16 protein-coding genes are annotated in these 17,269 nt (G+C 54.0%); 10 read left to right on the top strand and 6 right to left on the bottom strand.

Going from position 1 to position 17,269, the window contains the following annotated elements:
* The first annotated feature begins 268 nt into the window (after nt 1-268).
* Complete coding sequence (locus tag P9J57_RS19320) at nt 269-1,525, top strand: oligosaccharide flippase family protein (protein WP_013024178.1); 1,257 nt, start codon at nt 269-271, stop codon at nt 1,523-1,525.
* A gap of 8 nt (nt 1,526-1,533) precedes the next feature.
* Nucleotides 1,534-2,484 carry an ATP-grasp fold amidoligase family protein gene (locus P9J57_RS19315; protein ID WP_014606932.1) on the top strand — a complete coding sequence of 317 codons (951 nt, stop codon included), beginning with the start codon at nt 1,534-1,536 and terminating at the stop codon, nt 2,482-2,484.
* Nucleotides 2,485-2,536: 52 nt separating this feature from the next.
* Here the strand turns inward: P9J57_RS19315 and P9J57_RS19310 are convergent, their stop codons facing one another.
* The gene (locus P9J57_RS19310; protein WP_014606931.1) at nt 2,537-2,818 is read right to left on the bottom strand and encodes a YjcB family protein; all 282 of its coding nucleotides are present in this window, start codon (nt 2,816-2,818) and stop codon (nt 2,537-2,539) included.
* A gap of 245 nt (nt 2,819-3,063) precedes the next feature.
* Nucleotides 3,064-3,489 (bottom strand): superoxide response transcriptional regulator SoxS, encoded by a 426-nt coding sequence (gene soxS, locus P9J57_RS19305; RefSeq protein WP_013024181.1) that lies wholly within the window; start codon nt 3,487-3,489, stop codon nt 3,064-3,066.
* Between the two features lie 164 nt (nt 3,490-3,653).
* Here soxS and soxR point away from each other — a divergent pair, with 164 nt between their 5' ends.
* The 4 genes from soxR to P9J57_RS19285 all read left to right on the top strand — a co-directional run bounded on the left by soxR (nt 3,654) and on the right by P9J57_RS19285 (nt 8,328).
* Complete coding sequence (soxR, locus tag P9J57_RS19300) at nt 3,654-4,139, top strand: redox-sensitive transcriptional activator SoxR (protein ID WP_013024182.1); 486 nt, start codon at nt 3,654-3,656, stop codon at nt 4,137-4,139.
* A gap of 39 nt (nt 4,140-4,178) precedes the next feature.
* The gene (locus P9J57_RS19295; protein ID WP_026020990.1) at nt 4,179-4,844 is read left to right on the top strand and encodes a glutathione S-transferase family protein; all 666 of its coding nucleotides are present in this window, start codon (nt 4,179-4,181) and stop codon (nt 4,842-4,844) included.
* Nucleotides 4,845-5,181: 337 nt separating this feature from the next.
* A complete protein-coding gene (locus P9J57_RS19290; RefSeq protein WP_013024184.1) occupies nt 5,182-6,531 on the top strand; it encodes an NCS2 family permease in 1,350 nt (449 codons plus the stop codon).
* Between the two features lie 144 nt (nt 6,532-6,675).
* The gene (locus tag P9J57_RS19285; protein ID WP_013024185.1) at nt 6,676-8,328 is read left to right on the top strand and encodes a Na+/H+ antiporter; all 1,653 of its coding nucleotides are present in this window, start codon (nt 6,676-6,678) and stop codon (nt 8,326-8,328) included.
* A gap of 64 nt (nt 8,329-8,392) precedes the next feature.
* Here the strand turns inward: P9J57_RS19285 and P9J57_RS19280 are convergent, their stop codons facing one another.
* Nucleotides 8,393-9,295, bottom strand: coding sequence for a LysR family transcriptional regulator (locus P9J57_RS19280; RefSeq protein WP_013024186.1), 903 nt, complete (start codon nt 9,293-9,295; stop codon nt 8,393-8,395).
* Between the two features lie 97 nt (nt 9,296-9,392).
* Between P9J57_RS19280 and P9J57_RS19275 the strand changes: the two genes are divergently transcribed.
* The 3 genes from P9J57_RS19275 (at nt 9,393) to P9J57_RS19265 (ending at nt 11,241) form a co-directional block, all read left to right on the top strand.
* A complete protein-coding gene (locus P9J57_RS19275; protein ID WP_015701251.1) occupies nt 9,393-9,824 on the top strand; it encodes a CidA/LrgA family protein in 432 nt (143 codons plus the stop codon).
* The gene (locus P9J57_RS19270; RefSeq protein ID WP_019105652.1) at nt 9,817-10,512 is read left to right on the top strand and encodes an LrgB family protein; all 696 of its coding nucleotides are present in this window, start codon (nt 9,817-9,819) and stop codon (nt 10,510-10,512) included. The genes P9J57_RS19275 and P9J57_RS19270 overlap by 8 nt, the downstream gene beginning before the upstream one ends.
* 183 nt (nt 10,513-10,695) lie before the next feature.
* On the top strand, nt 10,696-11,241 hold the full coding sequence (locus P9J57_RS19265; RefSeq protein WP_014606929.1) for a YfaZ family outer membrane protein: 546 nt from the start codon (nt 10,696-10,698) through the stop codon (nt 11,239-11,241).
* Between the two features lie 67 nt (nt 11,242-11,308).
* On the opposite strand, the gene actP is transcribed toward P9J57_RS19265, so the two are convergent.
* The 3 genes from actP to acs all read right to left on the bottom strand — a co-directional run bounded on the left by actP (nt 11,309) and on the right by acs (nt 15,375).
* A complete protein-coding gene (actP, locus tag P9J57_RS19260) occupies nt 11,309-12,964 on the bottom strand; it encodes a cation/acetate symporter ActP (protein WP_013024190.1) in 1,656 nt (551 codons plus the stop codon).
* Nucleotides 12,961-13,290, bottom strand: coding sequence for a DUF485 domain-containing protein (locus P9J57_RS19255; RefSeq protein WP_014606928.1), 330 nt, complete (start codon nt 13,288-13,290; stop codon nt 12,961-12,963). The genes actP and P9J57_RS19255 overlap by 4 nt, the downstream gene beginning before the upstream one ends.
* Nucleotides 13,291-13,419: 129 nt before the next feature.
* A complete protein-coding gene (gene acs, locus P9J57_RS19250) occupies nt 13,420-15,375 on the bottom strand; it encodes an acetate--CoA ligase (RefSeq protein WP_014606927.1) in 1,956 nt (651 codons plus the stop codon).
* Nucleotides 15,376-15,960: 585 nt separating this feature from the next.
* Between acs and gltP the strand changes: the two genes are divergently transcribed.
* Nucleotides 15,961-17,262, top strand: coding sequence for a glutamate/aspartate:proton symporter GltP (gltP, locus tag P9J57_RS19245; RefSeq protein WP_014595076.1), 1,302 nt, complete (start codon nt 15,961-15,963; stop codon nt 17,260-17,262).
* Nucleotides 17,263-17,269 lie beyond the last annotated feature (7 nt).

Raw genomic sequence — 17,269 nt, 5'->3', positions numbered from 1 at the left:
TCAAAGCCGCCTGACCTGTTTTATTCAGGGAGGATGGTTTTTGGAAACATTATTGGTTTCAATTTGAAATCGTTTCCAGTAGAGGGTATTCGGTCCAGATATAATCAGAATTCTCCTGAATTCTCCCGATAAAATAAGACTGGATTCTCATTTTTGCGCCGGACTGGCGCGATGTTTATAATTTCGCTATGAAATTTAAGCGCTTATTAATTCGTCCCAGGGATGGGCACCGAAGTGGTAGATGTAGAGTAATACTAAGGAACAGTCGATGAAATTGAGCGTAATGTCTAATGCCGCCTGGATGATGTCTGAAAAGATTATCTCCGTCTTTGGCGTCATTTTCGTGACGTCATATGTGGCAAAATCCTTCGGTCCGACCCTATTTGGTCAGATGGCATTTTCAACGTCATTATTTGCTATGGTGCAAACCATAGCCCTCTTTGGCACTGAAACAATTTTGTTTAAACGTGTCAGCAAAAATGCGGCCAAAGGTTTACGTTTAATGCGCATCGCACGCACGTTGCGCATGGGTTTATTACTTCTCACCTCAGGGCCAGTATTAATTTGGGTTTGGTACAACATGCAGGAGAACTTCCTGGCATTTGCACTGGCCTCTTTTGTTGCGTCTGTTTTTGTCACACAGGACACCTTTAGCGTTTACAACAATGCACGATTGGCTTCAAAGCTGAATACCGTGGCGAATGCGATTGGCATGCTGATGAGTTTTGCCCTGAGCTTTATCATTGCCTGGCTGCGTCTCAATCCATTGTGGCTAACGCTTTCGGTTATCACGGTCACGCTGGTGCCTTACGCCATCAAACGTTACACCTTTTATCAGGCACATCAGGACCAGCTTCCGCCGCGCGAGACGCGAACGCTGTATTTGCGTTACCTGATGTATGCCGGATTGCCTCTGGCGATTTCCAGCATTTTTATCTCTGTCCAGGTAAAAGCCGCGCAGATGTTTTTGGCTGGCATCGCATCGGCCCAGGAGCTTGGCTTGTTTGCCGCAGCCAATACCATCGCCGCCTCGTGGATTTTTATTCCCGTCGCACTCATCACCTCGTGCTTTAGCGAAATTTTTCGCGCGCGCGGTGAGGAAGCGATCAGGCTGACGGCGCGGCTCAATGGCTACGTGATGGCCGTGTCTTTGCTGATGTTGCTGATCGTCGCACTGTTCGGTGAACAGATAATCATCGCGCTGTATGGCCCAGCGTTTACCCAGTCAGGCAATCTCATCACCCTGCTGTCGATAGCGACCAGCTTTTCGGCGCTGGGCACCGTCGCGTATCGCTACATGGTAAAGGAAGGGGGCTTTGATTATTTACTGAAGAAAATCATTTGTCTGGTGATCATCAGTATGCCGCTTTCCTGGTGGCTGATTCAGGGCTATGGCATTACAGGAGCCGCATGGAGCGTTTTTCTATCAGAGCTCCTGTCCCTGACCGTCATGAATTATTTCTTTAAACACGGCGTGATTCAAAAAATCCAGGTTTCCTCACTCAACTACAAAACCTACAAATGAGGTCAAATATGCTCAAGTTAAAACACGAGCTCAGAAGAAGTTTGCAATACTTCATCAAGAAGATGCCCTGGACTTATCAGGACCGGATTTATTATTTCCGTAAGTTCAGAAGGCTCCCCAACCTGCGTGAGCCCAAGGTGTTCAATGAAAAAGTGCTGTATCGCAAGTTCATTCATGGTGACTATCAGCTCTATGCCCGCCTGTCTGACAAGTTTTCGGTGCGTGAGTTTATTGCTGAGAAGATCGGCAATGAATATCTGATACCGCTGCTTCATGACACGACCGATCCCACCACGTTGAACAATCTGACGCGTTGGAAGGGAACGGTGATCAAACCGAATCATGCGTCAAACATGGTCGAGATCGTGCTGGAGGAACCTAATGCACTCCGGAAGCAGCAAATCATTCATAACTGCTACACGTGGTTAAAGACTGACTTCGCCAACGAAGCGCGTGAGATTCACTATCGCTATATCAAGCCACGTATTCTGGTTGAGCAATACATCGGTGATGGCAAAAGTGCCCCGGTTGACTACAAGTTCCACATGTTTAATAAGCGCGATGGCAACTTTGAGTATGTGCTTCAGGTCATTTACAACCGCTGTCAGCCTCAGCTCTCAATGAATTTTTATGTGAACAACCTGAGTGAGGCGTTCCATAAAATTCGCGATACCGGGCTGGACGTTTCGACGGTGATGCCATCGTTACAACAGGCCCTGGCGTTAAGCAAAACGCTGGCCAGCGACTTCGACTATGTCCGTGTTGACTGGTATATCCATGATGAACAAATTTATTTTGGCGAGCTGACGTTCACGCCAGGCGCAGGCATGGTGACGGGTCTGGATCGCGGGCTGGATAAGATGATGGGTGAAATGTGGATTCAGGATCGTCGCGGAACGCAGAGGCCGGACGTAGAAATACAGGACGTTGCCATTCCTGTTATGTTGAAGAAAATTTGACGCTACACAGCAATATAAAAAACCCCGCTTTGCGGGGTTTTTTATGAGTTTATCAGGGCATTTGCCAGTTAGCGGGCGCTCGACTCATCACGTCGATAAAGACATCTTTAGAGACGCTAAAGAAATGGTGCACGTTTTCCATACTCAACGTGATGCCCATCAAGCCGGTCACGAACCAGCACGACATCCCAACGCCTACGCTGCCACAGAGAAACGCCATGACGTGATGACTGTCCTGGCGGAGACGGGTTTTTAGCGTGCTGGCAAAAAACATCATTATCGCGCTAAGCAATTCCCAGCGCATAACAAGAAAACTGGTGGTTAAAGTCGCCATCAATTTTGACCTCAAAATCGGAGATTACGCCTGACTGTCTGCGAACATCACGTCGGCGGAAAAGTCTGTCAGGTCGGGCTCTTTCGTCGGCAACAAGTGTCATAATGTGATGTGGGTCACACTATATCATCCGATTTCTGATTTTTGTACAAAATTTGTCTGATCTGGCAGCAGAAAAAGAGGGCGCTTACGACAAGGTTGGGGCACTGAATGCGGCGTGCGCCTGGGCAGGCGCACGGAGCGCGTCAGCTAACTGGACAGCATTCTCCCGTTGTCCGCTGGGTAAAGCTGGTCATCGTGTCGCTGCAGTCAAAGCGCATCAAACGCGGACGCTGGATGGCCTGGCGGCGCATCGCGTGGCGATAAGCCGTGGGCGTTTGTGAAAACTGGCGACGAAAAACGCGTGAGAATGTCTGTTGCGAGTCATAGCCATATTGCATCGCAATATCAAACACCGGCCGCTGCGTTTGTCGCAGCGCTTCAGCGGCCAGCGTCAGGCGGCGTTCGCGAATATAGCCACCCAACGTCTGTTTCGTCACGCTACGGAACATACGTTGCAGATGCCATTTCGAATAGCCTGATTTGGCGGCGACTTCGTCAATTGACAGGCTCTTATCCAGGTTTTGGTCAATCCAGTGCGTCAGTGAATGAATGATCTCTTCTTGTATCATGGCCTCATCCTTCTGGTGAATTTCCCCTTAGCGTTCATGCGGAATTAACAGGCTTTCGGCGATAAAACCGGGTCCGCTCGCTGGCGCATGACATCATAAGGGAAGGTGTCGTTCTGATGGGAAAAGAGTATAATTCCTCAAGTTAACTTGAGGTAAAGTGCCAAATGAAAAAAGATCGCAATTACCCAAAACCCGTGCTGACACCGGGCGAAGTGGCGCGCCGAAGCGGCGTCGCCGTTTCTGCACTGCACTTTTATGAAAGCAAAGGGCTGATTTTCAGCACCCGTAATAGCGGAAACCAGCGGCGTTACAGCCGTGATGTGCTGCGACGGGTGGCCATTATTAAAATTGCACAGCGCATTGGTATTCCGCTCGCCAGCGTCAGTGACAGCCTTGAGAACATGCCGGCAGATAAGCGGATGTCTGCTCAGGAATGGGGCAATCTGACGCAGCACTGGCGCGACGAACTGGATAAGCGCATCGAAACGCTGACGCGCCTGCGTAACGATCTGGATGGCTGCATTGGTTGTGGGTGTTTATCAATGCGTGACTGCCCGCTGCGCAACCCTGGCGACCTGCTGGGCCAGCAGGGCTCTGGCGCGGTACTGCTCGATCCTGAGCAGGATGGTTCCCTGCATAAGACAAGGTGACGTCTATACTTGCAGCATATTCACTCACAGGGAACCATGATGATCACCGTTCACCATCTTGAACAATCGCGCTCTCACCGGGTGCTGTGGATGCTGGAAGAGCTGGAAGTGCCTTACCAGGTCAAGCGCTACCAGCGCGAACCCACGATGCTGGCGCCGGACGCACTAAAAAAAGTGCATCCGTTAGGGAAGTCGCCCGTGATCACCGATGGCAATCGCGTGGTGGCCGAGTCCGGGGCCATCCTTGAGTATCTGGAAGAAAGATACGACAGCGAAAAGCGGCTGCAGCTCACCGATGAAGAGGCGCAGCTACAGGCGCGTTACTGGCTGCACTACGCAGAAGGTTCACTGATGCCGCTGCTGGTGATGAAGCTGGTTTTTGGCCGCCTTGGCAGCGCGCCGGTGCCGTGGTTGCTTCGCCCCGTGGGCGCGGCGCTGGGCAAAGGCGTTCAGAAAGCCTGGCTGGATAAACAACTCAAATTGCACAAGCAGGTCATTGAAGCTCACCTTTCAACACAGCCGTGGTTCGCGGGTCAGCGCTTCAGCATTGCGGATGTGCAGATGAGTTTCCCTATTCTGGCGCTGAGCCAGCGCGCCGGACTGAAAGATGCCCCCGCTACGCAAAAATGGTTAACGACCGTGCAACAGCGTGCGGCCTGGCAGCGCGCTATTCAACAAGGCGGTGAGATTAACCTTTCTGGCTGATGCACGTTGCCCGATGACGCCGCCCGGCGTCATTCTTGCCTGCCTTCTCGTGATTGACGCCTTATCCTGACGGACAGAATGTTAAATGATGGTATCAAGAGCATTCCTGATGTTATCAACCTGATCTTTATAGTCACCAATCCTCACTCAGCGGTTGAAAAACGGCGGTTAAACGCCGGATAATCTGCCCCCTTTAAACGGGGCAGCGTGACGTCCCGTTCTGTGCGGCGAAGTAAACGTTTGCCTTTTGCCGGCTGCCCGCTGGCGATGACAGGTTTCCAGGGACGTCAGGGCCGTTACCGCACGATCCCACTACAACAATTTTTGAGGCTCAACTATGTCAATTGAATCACGCCCGTCCGGTGGAAAGCTGGATGCCTGGTTCGCCATCTCGGCCCGTGGCAGCAGCGTGCGACAGGAAATTGTCGCCGGGCTGACTACGTTCCTCGCCATGGTTTATTCAGTGATCGTGGTGCCCGGCATGCTCAGTAAGGCGGGATTTTCACCCACGGCGGTGTTCGTTGCGACCTGTCTGGTGGCGAGCGTGGGATCGATCATCATGGGGCTGTGGGCGAATTTACCCATGGCAATTGGCTGTGCTATCTCACTGACGGCGTTTACCGCTTTCAGCCTTGTGCTGGGTCAGCACATTAGCGTACCCGTGGCGCTGGGTGCCGTGTTCCTGATGGGCCTGCTCTTTACCCTGATTTCCACCACCGGGATTCGCGCCTGGATCTTACGCAATCTGCCAATGGGGGTTGCGCACGGAACGGGCGTCGGCATTGGTCTGTTTTTGCTGCTGATTGCGGCAGACAACGTGGGACTGGTCGTCAGAAATCCGGCCTCAGGGTTACCCGTTGCCCTGGGCCAGTTTACGTCGTTCCCCGTCATGATGTCATTGCTGGGGCTGGCCGCCATTTTTGGCCTGGAAAAACGCCGCGTGCCTGGCGGTATTTTACTGACCGTTATCGCGATTTCTGCTCTGGGGCTGGTGTTCGACCCGGCCGTGCGCTGGCAGGGACTGTTTGCCCTGCCCAGCCTGCGTGATGCGCAGGGTGAGTCACAGCTCTTTAGCCTGGACATCATGGGCGCCTTGCAGCCTGCGGTGCTGCCCAGCGTGCTGGCGCTAGTGATGACGGCGGTCTTTGATGCCACCGGCACGATCCGCGCGGTTGCGGGCCAGGCCAATCTGCTGGATAAAGACGGGCAGATCATCAACGGTGGTCGGGCGCTGACCACGGATTCCGTCAGTAGCCTGTTTGCTGGCCTTGTCGGTGCTTCGCCCGCGGCAGTCTACATTGAGTCTGCCGCCGGTACGGCGGCGGGCGGTAAAACCGGCCTGACGGCGATCGTTGTGGGTCTCCTGTTCCTGGTCATTCTGTTCATGTCGCCGATCGCATACCTGGTGCCGGCTTACGCCACCGCGCCAGCGTTGATGTATGTCGGCCTGTTGATGCTGAGCAACGTGGCCAAGATCGATTTCGGTGACTTCGTTGATGCCATGTCCGGCCTGCTCACGGCGGTGATTATCGTGCTGACCTGTAACATCGTTACCGGCATTATGATGGGGTTCGCCACTCTGGTGGTGGGCCGTCTGTTTGCGGGCGAGTGGCGTAAGCTCAACGTGGGCACTGTCGTGATTGCCGCCGCGTTAGTCGCCTTTTATGCCGGAGGCTGGGCGATCTGACTGTCAAACCGGACGTTCAGCGGAGCGTCCGGAATTATCCGCTTTTTGGTCTTTTAAGCACGGCTTGCTTTTCCTGCCCTGGCCAGTTTGTTTTACACTTTTAACTTATAGTTGATTCGAAGATAACAACCGCCTAAGGAAAGCATGGAAATCTTTTTTACTATTTTAATTATGACACTGGTGGTGTCGCTCTCCGGGGTCGCCGCACGTATCTTGCCTTTTCAAATCCCGCTACCGCTGGTGCAGATCGCCGTCGGTGCGCTACTGGCCTGGCCTAACTTCGGCCTGCATGTGGATTTTGATCCGGAACTGTTCCTCGTCTTATTTATTCCGCCGCTGTTATTTGCTGACGGCTGGAAAACGCCGGTTAGCGAGTTTCTGCATTACGGGCGGGAAATTCTTGGCCTGGCGCTGGTGCTGGTGCTGATTACCGTCGTCGGAATTGGCTATCTGATTTACTGGACGGTTCCCGGTATTCCTCTTATCCCTGCTTTCGCCCTGGCGGCAGTGTTATCACCTACCGATGCCGTGGCGCTTTCAGGCATTGTCGGCGAAGGCCGCATTCCTAAGAAAATTATGGGAATACTTCAGGGCGAAGCCTTGATGAACGATGCCTCTGGCCTGGTTTCACTGAAATTTGCCGTCGCGGTGGCGATGGGCACCATGGTGTTTAGTTGGGGCGGTGCCAGCGTCGAATTCCTGAAAGTGGCGGTCGGCGGCTTAATTGCCGGTGTTGCGGTCTGCTGGCTCTACGGTAAGTCACTGCGTGTCCTGAACCGCTGGAGCGGTGGGGACGATGCTGCCACACAGATCGTCCTGCTGCTGCTGCTGCCGTTTGCCTCTTATCTGATTGCAGAACACCTGGGCGTTTCCGGCATTTTAGCCGCCGTCGCGGCCGGGATGACCATCACGCGCTCCGGTATTATCCGTCAGGCCCCGCTGACCATGCGACTGCGCGCCAACAGCGTCTGGCACATGCTGGAGTTTGTGTTTAACGGCATGGTGTTCCTGATGCTGGGCCTGCAATTGCCCTCTATCCTGGAAAATTCCATTCAACAGGCGAACGCGGATCCCAACGTGGATATCTGGATGATCTTTGCAGATATCGCATTGGTCTATGCGGCGTTAATGGTGGTCCGTTTCGGCTGGCTGTGGATCATGCAGCGTTTCAGCAAGCGCCTGTTAAAAAACAAGCCGTTAGTTTTCTCCAGTTACTCTTTGCGCGAACTGCTGATTGCCTCTTTTGCGGGCGTGCGCGGGGCCATCACCCTGGCGGGTGTCCTGTCGATTCCCCTGTTCCTGAGCAACGGCAATCCTTTCCCGGCGCGCTATGAGCTGGTGTTTATCGCAACCGGCGTGATTCTGTTCTCGTTACTGGTTGGCGTCATTGTTCTGCCGGTGCTGCTGCGCGGCGTCGAGACGATGGATAAGAGTGCTCATCGGCACGAACTTCAGCATGCAAGAGCGGTGATGGCCGGTGTGGCTATCGAGAGTCTGCAAAAGATGGAGGCACGGCTCGAAAAGGAAACCGACGAAAATATCGATCCTGAGCTGCTGAAAGAGGTCAGCCTGCGTGTCATCGGCAACCTGCGTCGCCGTGCGGAGGGGAAAAACGACCTCGAGCACGCGCTGTTTGCCGAGAACCTGGAACGTCGCTTCCGTTTGAACGCACTGCGTGCCGAACGTGCCGAAGTGTATCACCTGCGTGCCACCCAGCAGATATCCAACGAAACGATGCAAAAATTGTTGCACGATCTGGACCTGCTGGAAGCGCTTCTGATCGAGAAAGAAGAGTAAACTCCCTGTTGCGCCGCGCCCGCCCGGTCACCTGCGTTCTGCGACGGCCGGGCGGGCTGCTGCACTAGACGGAGAGGCGCGGCGCCTGATCGGGCCAGTGTTCGCGGCAACACGCAATCCACGCCTGCGCGCTGCGTGACAGATAGCTGCCTTCCCGCCAGATCAGCCCCAGATGCCACTGAAGCTCGGATTCCAGCGGCAGCCACAGTAACGACTGTTTATCTAACCGCTGGCATATCGGCTCCGGCAAAATTGCCAGCCCCATCCCGGCCTGCACCATGGCGGCCAGAAAATCCCACTGCCCGCTACGCACGGCAATGGTAGGGGTTATCTCCTGACGCTGAAAAGCTTTCATTAACTGGCGGTTCAGCGAAAACTCTTCATTAAAGATCAGCAAAGGATGCGGAGCCAAATCGCGCAGGCTGAGCTGGGTGCGTTGCAGCCAGGGTTCCTGACGGGGCAGTAAGACACATAACGGATGCTGCATCAGCGATAACGTTTCCAGGGGTAATTCGGCATCGACCGGGAGCGCCGTCAGGGCAATATCCAGCGTGCCTGCCAGCACCGCCTCCTGAACCGTTAAGCCGCCAAACTCAGCAATGCTGAGTTCCACGCCCGGATACCGGCGACGAAACGCCGAAACCGATCCGGCGATCTGCATGCCGACCATTGGGGGAATACCGAGCCGCAGCTTGCCGGTTTTCAACTGATTGATATCGCCTATCTCTGCCTCAAGCTGATGGAACTCCTGCAAAATAGCCAGTCCGCGTTGATAAACGGCTTGTCCGCTGTCCGTGAGATGCAGGCGACGTCCATCGCGAAGCAGTAGCGCGCAGTCCAGCTCCTCTTCCAGCTGACGCACCATTTTGCTGATCGTCGGCTGCGTCACAAACAGCTTTTGCGCGGCCCGGGTAAAACTCTGCTGACGTACCACTTCGGTAAAGTAACGCAACGCACGAACGTCCATAACTATTCCTTTCTGGCATGATTTTAATAATTTTAATTCATTTTTTTCACAATACCTCGTGATTCTATACTGAGCGCATTAACGATATGGGAGAAAAATGATGGCCCTGGCATTGCCGCGCCTTAACCTCGACAGGCTGCAACGGCTCAGCTTACCGCTACAGCTGGCGCTGTTTATCTCGGTATTCGTCGCCAGCGAGCAGCTGGTGAACTGGCTGCATCTGCCGCTGCCGGCCAACATTGTCGGCATGCTGCTGATGTTAATGCTGATTGCGCTACGCGTTTTACCGCTGCGCTGGGTGAAAGTCGGTGCCAGCTGGCTGCTGGCAGAGATGCTGCTGTTTTTTATCCCGGCAGTGGTAGCGGTGGTGAATTACGCTGATCTGTTGCAGATTGATGGATGGCGGATTTTTGTGGTGATTGCGGTCAGTACGCTACTGGTGCTGGCAACGACCGCCCTGGTGGTGGATCGCCTGTACCGCTTCGAGGTCGCGCGGGCCGCGCGTAAGCAGGGCGGCGACGATGCGTAATCTGTTTATCAGCCTGATGTGTGCGGCCGTCACGCTATTGATTTATTACCTGAATAAACGGCTGTATCGCCGCTGGCCAACACTGTTACTGATGCCGCTGATCATGACGCCGCTCATTCTGGTGGCGCTGCTGCTGCTGACCCATATCAGCTGGCAAAACTATATTGCGGAAAGCCACTGGCTACTGTGGCTGTTGGGCCCCGCGACGCTGGCCTTTGCGGTGCCGGTCTATGAAAATCTGGCGGTGATTAAACGCCACTGGTTATCGCTGAGTGCCGGTGTGTTAACCGCCACAACAGTCTCGGTATGCAGTTCCGTCTGGCTGGCGCGCTTACTGAATTTACCGGAAACTATTCAGCGAAGTCTGGCCGTGCGCTCCATTACTACGCCCTTTGCGCTGGCGGCGGCCAAACCCATGGGTGCGCAGCCCGATCTGGTGGCGCTGTTTGTGGTTGTGACAGGCGTATTTGGCATGGCGGTAGGGGATGTGCTGTTCCTGCGCATCGCCATCAAACAGGGCGTGGCGAAAGGGGCCGGATTCGGTGCCGCTTCGCACGGTGCCGGTACGGCACGCGCTTATCAACTGGGGCAGCAGGAAGGCGTGGTATCTAGCCTGGTGATGATGCTGTCTGGTGTAGTAACCGTCATACTGGCACCGTTCATCGGGCACCTGATGTGGGCACACTGAGCCCGGTGATGACAGGCCTGAATGCGCCTGTCATCCGCTCTTTTCCGCTTAACTTACAGCGCGTTGTCCGTTTTGGCACAAAATGACATCTCTTTTTACGTAAAGCTTTCCAAATTTAGTTGTCACCTCGTTTCAGACTGCTACCCTTGATGCGGAATTATTTGACCCATCATGGAGAGAATCATGTTTAAGCAACTTGTTACCGGAAGCGCTCTGAGCTTCATTATGCTGAGCGGCGCCGCGCAGGCCATCGAGGGCAGCGTCGATGTTGGCGAGCACAGCACCAACCTGAATGTCGGTTTGGGCACGACCTCACCAGGCCTGTTCCTGAACGGCAACTGGTTGCGTAGCGATCATGACGGCAGCACTTACGGCGCTGGCCTGGGCTACAACGTCGATTTCGGCGATCTGCGACTGGCGCCAACCGCAAAGGCGATTTTTACCCATCCTGAAGACGGGAAAGACGGATTTGCGGTGGCGCTGGGCGGCAGCGCGCAGTACAACTTCAACAGCATGTGGGGCCTGTACGGCCAGTATTATTATGCGCCGGAAGGCCTTACCGATCATCTTGACAGCTACCAGGAAGCGAGCGGCGGTGTGAGCTTTACGCCAGTCTCTCTGCTTAACCTGCGCGTGGGTTATCAGTATATCGAGCTGAATAATAAAGGCGGTCGTAAAGACAACGTCCTGGTCGATGGTCCATACGTGGGTGCATCACTGCGCTTCTGATAGTGGCCTGAGAAAAAGGGCAGGGACCTCGCGGACCCTGCCCTTTTTTTATGCCCGGGAAAAGGGATTAGTGCGCTTTGCCTTGCTCAATACCGGCACCGGTCTGGGAGCGAATAAACTGCGCCCGGAAGCGTGAACGCTCTTCTGCGCCCTGTTGCGAATGATCGGTTACCGAAAACAGCCAGGTGCCCACAAAGGCGATAGTAATAGAGAACAGGGCCGGATATTCATACGGATAGATCGGCGAAGCATGGCCCAACACCTGAACCCAGACGGTAGGGCCAAGAATCATCAGCACCACGGCGGTGATCAGCCCTAACCAGCCGCCGACCATCGCGCCGCGGGTGGTGAGTTTAGACCAGTACATGGAAAGCAGGATAATCGGAAAGTTACAGCTGGCCGCAATCGAGAACGCCAGGCCGACCATAAACGCGATGTTCTGTTTTTCAAACAGAATACCCAGGGCTATCGCCACAACACCGAGCACCAGCACCGTAATTTTCGACACTCGCAGCTCGTCGCGCTCGCTGGCCTGGCCCTTACGGTAAACGCTGGCATACAAATCGTGAGAGACCGCCGAAGCGCCCGCCAGCGTCAAGCCAGCCACCACGGCCAGAATCGTGGCGAATGCCACGGCTGAAATAAAGCCCAGGAAGGTGCTGCCGCCAACCGCATTCGCCAGGTGTACCGCCGCCATATTGGTGCCGCCGATTAACGCGCCGGAGGCATCTTTAAAGGCCGGGTTGGCACCGACCAGCAGTATGGCGCCGAAACCGATAATAAAGGTCAGAAAGTAGAAGTACCCCATAAAACCGGTGGCCCAAAATACGCTTTTACGTGCCTCTTTGGCGTCGGCAACGGTAAAGAAGCGCATCAGAATATGCGGCAATCCCGCCGTACCAAACATCAGCCCCAGCCCCAGCGACAGGGCAGAAATGGGATCTTTAACCAGCCCGCCGGGCTGCATAATGGCCGCGCCTTTCGGGTGGACAGCCATCGCTTCGGTGAACAGCGTATTAAAGCTAAATCCGGTGCTTTTCATTACCATAATGGCCATGAATGAGGCACCAAACAGCAACAGAACGGCTTTGATGATCTGAACCCAGGTCGTCGCCAGCATGCCGCCGAACAGCACGTACATCACCATCAGGATCCCCACCAGGATAACGGCGATATGATAATTGAGGCCGAACAGAAGCTGGATCAGTTTACCTGCCCCAACCATCTGAGCAATCAGATAGAGCGCAACCACCACCAGTGAACCGCAGGCTGACAGGGTGCGTATGGGTTTTTGCTTCAGGCGATACGAGGCAACATCGGCAAAGGTATAGCGCCCCAGATTACGCAGCCGTTCTGCAATCAGAAACAGAATCATCGGCCAGCCGACCAGAAAGCCCAGCGAATAGATTAAGCCGTCATAGCCCGAGGTATACACCAGCGCCGAAATACCCAGAAAAGAGGCGGCGGACATGAAGTCGCCTGCCATGGCCAGCCCATTCTGAAAGCCGGTGATATTTCCGCCTGCGGTGTAGTAATCGCTACGCGAACGCGTTCGCTTCGACGCCCAGTAAGTGATACTCAAGGTGGCGCCGACGAAAATCACAAACATGACGATCGCCTGATAGTTAACAGCCTGTTTCTGTACCGCGCCCGTAATGGCATCGGCGGCCAGAGCAGAAAATGGCAGCAGCGCTGCCAGCATCCACAGCATAAGACGTATCATGGTTTTACCTCGCTGAGGATAGCCTTCGTCAGACGATCAAACTCGCCGTTTGCGCGCCAGACGTACACGCCGGTTAGGACAAAGGAGATGACGATCAGCCCCACGCCGAGCGGAATGCCGCGTGTCACATTGGTGCCGGCATGAAGAGGCGTGCCCAGCCAGCCAGGGGCAAAAGCAATAAGCAGAATAAAGCCGACATACAGCACCAGCATAATTAACGACAGCAGCAGGGCAAAGGACTGGCGCTTGTGTACCAATTCCTGAAAGCGAGGATTACGTTCAATTTGTTGGTAGATCCTTTCCTGTTCGGGCAGGGCATCATTCATCACATTATCTCCAGAAGCATGCAGGCGTGGACCTCACGCAAAAGCGTGAATGAGTTATATTTTTGTGACTACAGAAACACACTACGTAGGGAAGTGGTGGCGGAAAGCCTGATGCTTTCCGCCGGGTTGTTACGGCATGGTGATGGACTGTTTCTCTTCAAGCAGTTTCTCAACGACGCCAGGATCGGCCAGCGTTGACGTATCGCCTAAATTACTGGTATCACCCGCGGCGATTTTCCGCAGGATACGGCGCATGATTTTACCGGAGCGGGTTTTTGGCAGAGAGTCGGTCCAGTGCAGCACATCGGGCGTGGCGATCGGGCCAATTTCTTTGCGTACCCAGTTACGCACTTCGGTGTAAAGCTCTGGTGAGGGCTCCTCGCCGTGATTCAGGGTGATATAGGCGTAAATCGCCTGGCCCTTAATGCTGTGCGGGATCCCCACCACAGCGGCTTCGGCAATTTTAGGGTGGGAAACCAGGGCCGATTCGATTTCTGCCGTGCCCAGACGGTGCCCTGACACATTCAGCACATCATCCACGCGGCCGGTGATCCAGTAATAACCGTCCTCATCCCGTCGCGCGCCGTCACCGCTAAAGTAGGCATTTTTGAAGGTAGAGAAATAGGTTTGTTCGAAACGGTCGTGATCCCCGAACAGCGTTCGGGCCTGGCCAGGCCAGGAGTCAGTGATAACCAGGTTACCTTCGCAGGCTCCTTCCTGAGGATGCCCCTCATTATCGACCAGCGCGGGCTGTACGCCAAAGAAAGGCGTGGTCGCAGAACCGGCCTTAAGCCGCGTTGCGCCGGGTAGCGGGGTGATCATAAACCCCCCGGTTTCGGTCTGCCACCAGGTATCCACTATTGGACACTGGCTGTTGCCGATTTTTTTGTGATACCACTCCCAGGCTTCCGGATTAATCGGCTCACCGACCGAACCCATAATACGCAGGCTGCTACGGTCGGTGCCTTCAATCGCCTTGTCCCCTTCGGCCATCAGCGCGCGGATAGCCGTGGGCGCGGTGTAGAGCAGGGTGACTTTATGCTTATCCACCACCTGCGCCATGCGGGCGGACGTCGGCCAGTTGGGCACGCCTTCAAACATCAGCGTCGTGGCACCGCAGGCCAGCGGGCCATACAGCAGATAGCTGTGGCCGGTAACCCAGCCTACGTCAGCCGTACACCAGTAGATATCGTCCTGATGGTAGTCAAAAACAAACTTAAAGGTGGTCGCAGCGTAAACCAGATAGCCGCCGGTCGTATGCAGCACGCCTTTCGGCTTGCCGGTTGAACCTGAGGTATACAGGATAAACAGCGGATCTTCTGCCTGCATTTCTGCCGCAGAGTGGTTGGTACTGGCGTTCTGCATCAGCTCGTGCCAGTGCCTGTCACGTCCTTCAACCCAACCGACGTCTTTGCCGGTACGTTGAAAGACCACGACGTTTTTCACGCTGTTTACGTTGGGATTTTTTAACGCATCATCCACATTTTTTTTCAGTGGGATCGTACGCCCCGCGCGCACGCCTTCATCGGCTGTCACAATTAAGGCTGCACTGGAGTCGATCACGCGACCTGCCACCGCTTCCGGTGAAAAGCCGCCAAAAATAACCGAATGCACGGCGCCAATGCGCGCGCAGGCCAGCATGGCGACCGCGGCTTCCGGCACCATTGGCATATAAATCGCGACGACATCGCCTTTTTTAACCCCGAGCAGCTCCAGCACGTTGGCAAAGCGACAGACATCGGCGTGAAGCTGACGAAAGGTTATTGTTTTGCTTTCGTTGGCATCATCACCTTCCCAGATGATGGCAGGATGATCGCCCCGGGTTGCCAGGTGACGATCCAGGCAGTTCGCCGCCAGATTGAGCGTGCCGTCCTCATACCAACGAATGGAAATATTGCCAGGCGCAAAAGACGTGTTTTTAACTTTGCTGTAAGGCTTTATCCAGTCAAGGATTTTACCTTGCTCCCCCCAGAATGTTTCTGGATCGGTAACCGATTGCTGGTACATCGCCTGATACTGTTCGGCAGTAATCAGCGCGTTTGCTGCAATATTTTCTGGAACAGGATAGATATGATGTTGGCTCATGGCGAATCTCCTTGAAGATGTTAATCATATGTCAATCAATGGTTAAGTGAAGCCCGACAACGGGTTTTGTTTCTTTTTTGCGCCATAGATCACGCGTTAACCTTGCTGACATAAAAACGTCGTGAATTGGATAAAATCACCCTAACTCCCTGCAAAAAATGGGGATTTAAGTTGCAACATTTTGTGAAGGGCTCTGGTTAAAAAAACAGCGAACGAACCGCGCAGACATTGAGCATTGCCTGAATAGCTATGCGAAAACTTATCGAAGGTTTACTTTTCATAACAGCAGGTTAGGGATTTGCGCCTGTGCCAGCATTTTATGCTTAAGAGATGGTGAAGTTTTAATCGAAGCCTCCAAGGGTTGCATTTACCACAGTGAAAATGGTACTTATCTCGCCCCTGATCATCAGGTATCAACTCAGACCGCGTCTGAAAATGGGTATGGAAATCATCGCATTTCAATGCGGGACGCCGTCTATAAACACCCTCTAATTTACCGGGCTTTTTGCTCACTTCCCTGTGTGTATTGTCTTCTGCACCTTCGCAGTAGAGAGAAACGGGTTTTGACTGAGGAAATTACGCGTTATGAAAGGTTTTAAAATCAGCCTTGCCTGGCAGATTCTGATCGCACTTGTGCTTGGCATCATCGTGGGTGCCGTGTTGCATAATCAGCCAGAAGATCGTGAATGGTTAGTCAATAATATTCTCAGCCCGGCGGGCGATATCTTTATTCATCTGATTAAGATGATTGTCGTGCCCATCGTGATTTCATCCTTGATTGTCGGCATTGCGGGTGTCGGGGATGCGAAAAAGCTGGGACGCATTGGTCTCAAAACCATTTTGTACTTTGAAGTGATTACCACCGTTGCCATTGTTGTTGGTATTACCCTGGCCAACGTGTTTAAGCCCGGCACCGGCATTGATATGTCTACGCTGGCAACGGTGGACATCTCTAAATATGAAGCCACAACCGCTCAGGTGCAGGAAGGCACCCACAGTCTGGTGGCGACCATCCTGTCGCTGATCCCGCAGAACATCTTTGCCTCAATGGCGAAGGGTGAAATGCTGCCGATTATCTTTTTCTCGGTACTTTTTGGGCTGGGACTGTCCGCTCTACCGTCAGAACAGCGCGATCCGCTGGTCAATCTGTTCCGTGGCGTATCAGAAACCATGTTTAAAGTGACGCATATGATTATGCGTTACGCGCCAGTGGGCGTGTTTGCGTTGATCGCCGTGACGATTGCTAACTTTGGCTTCGCGTCGCTGTGGCCGCTCGCGAAGTTGGTGCTGCTGGTATATGTGGCGATCCTCTTCTTTGCCTTTGTGGTGCTGGGAGCGGTCGCGCGTTTCTGCAAGCTACGCATTACGACGCTGATGCGCATTTTAAAAGATGAGCTGATCCTGTCTTACTCAACGTCCAGTTCAGAAACCGTGCTGCCGCGCATCATGGAGAAAATGGAAGCCTATGGCGCGCCCAAAGCGATTACCAGCTTTGTCGTTCCGACCGGCTATTCGTTTAACCTGGATGGATCAACGCTGTATCAGAGCATCGCCGCCATCTTTATTGCTCAGCTGTATGGCATTGATCTGTCGCTGACGGACGAAATTATTCTGGTGCTGACGCTGATGGTCACCTCCAAAGGCATTGCGGGCGTGCCCGGCGTATCCTTTGTTGTGCTGTTGGCAACGCTCGGCAGCGTGGGTATTCCGCTGGAAGGGCTGGCGTTTATTGCGGGCGTGGACCGCATTATGGATATGGCCCGCACCGCGCTCAACGTGGTGGGTAATGCTCTGGCAGTGCTGGTCATTGCGCGCTGGGAAAACCAGTTCGATACAGAACAGGCTAAAGCGTACGAATTACAGTTACGGACGCAAACCGCCAGTTAACAGCGGG

Source organism: Pantoea sp. nfd-35, assembly GCF_056892255.1.
This window is presented reverse-complemented; position numbering and strand designations above follow the sequence as displayed.

Coding starts and splice junctions, on each gene's coding strand:
- P9J57_RS19320 (WP_013024178.1), top strand. CDS start 269: ATGAAATTGAGCGTAATGTCTAATGCCGCCTGGATGATGTCTGAAAAG.
- P9J57_RS19315 (WP_014606932.1), top strand. CDS start 1,534: ATGCTCAAGTTAAAACACGAGCTCAGAAGAAGTTTGCAATACTTCATC.
- P9J57_RS19310 (WP_014606931.1), bottom strand. CDS start 2,818: ATGGCGACTTTAACCACCAGTTTTCTTGTTATGCGCTGGGAATTGCTT.
- soxS (WP_013024181.1), bottom strand. CDS start 3,489: ATGATACAAGAAGAGATCATTCATTCACTGACGCACTGGATTGACCAA.
- soxR (WP_013024182.1), top strand. CDS start 3,654: ATGAAAAAAGATCGCAATTACCCAAAACCCGTGCTGACACCGGGCGAA.
- P9J57_RS19295 (WP_026020990.1), top strand. CDS start 4,179: ATGATCACCGTTCACCATCTTGAACAATCGCGCTCTCACCGGGTGCTG.
- P9J57_RS19290 (WP_013024184.1), top strand. CDS start 5,182: ATGTCAATTGAATCACGCCCGTCCGGTGGAAAGCTGGATGCCTGGTTC.
- P9J57_RS19285 (WP_013024185.1), top strand. CDS start 6,676: ATGGAAATCTTTTTTACTATTTTAATTATGACACTGGTGGTGTCGCTC.
- P9J57_RS19280 (WP_013024186.1), bottom strand. CDS start 9,295: ATGGACGTTCGTGCGTTGCGTTACTTTACCGAAGTGGTACGTCAGCAG.
- P9J57_RS19275 (WP_015701251.1), top strand. CDS start 9,393: ATGATGGCCCTGGCATTGCCGCGCCTTAACCTCGACAGGCTGCAACGG.
- P9J57_RS19270 (WP_019105652.1), top strand. CDS start 9,817: ATGCGTAATCTGTTTATCAGCCTGATGTGTGCGGCCGTCACGCTATTG.
- P9J57_RS19265 (WP_014606929.1), top strand. CDS start 10,696: ATGTTTAAGCAACTTGTTACCGGAAGCGCTCTGAGCTTCATTATGCTG.
- actP (WP_013024190.1), bottom strand. CDS start 12,964: ATGATACGTCTTATGCTGTGGATGCTGGCAGCGCTGCTGCCATTTTCT.
- P9J57_RS19255 (WP_014606928.1), bottom strand. CDS start 13,290: ATGAATGATGCCCTGCCCGAACAGGAAAGGATCTACCAACAAATTGAA.
- acs (WP_014606927.1), bottom strand. CDS start 15,375: ATGAGCCAACATCATATCTATCCTGTTCCAGAAAATATTGCAGCAAAC.
- gltP (WP_014595076.1), top strand. CDS start 15,961: ATGAAAGGTTTTAAAATCAGCCTTGCCTGGCAGATTCTGATCGCACTT.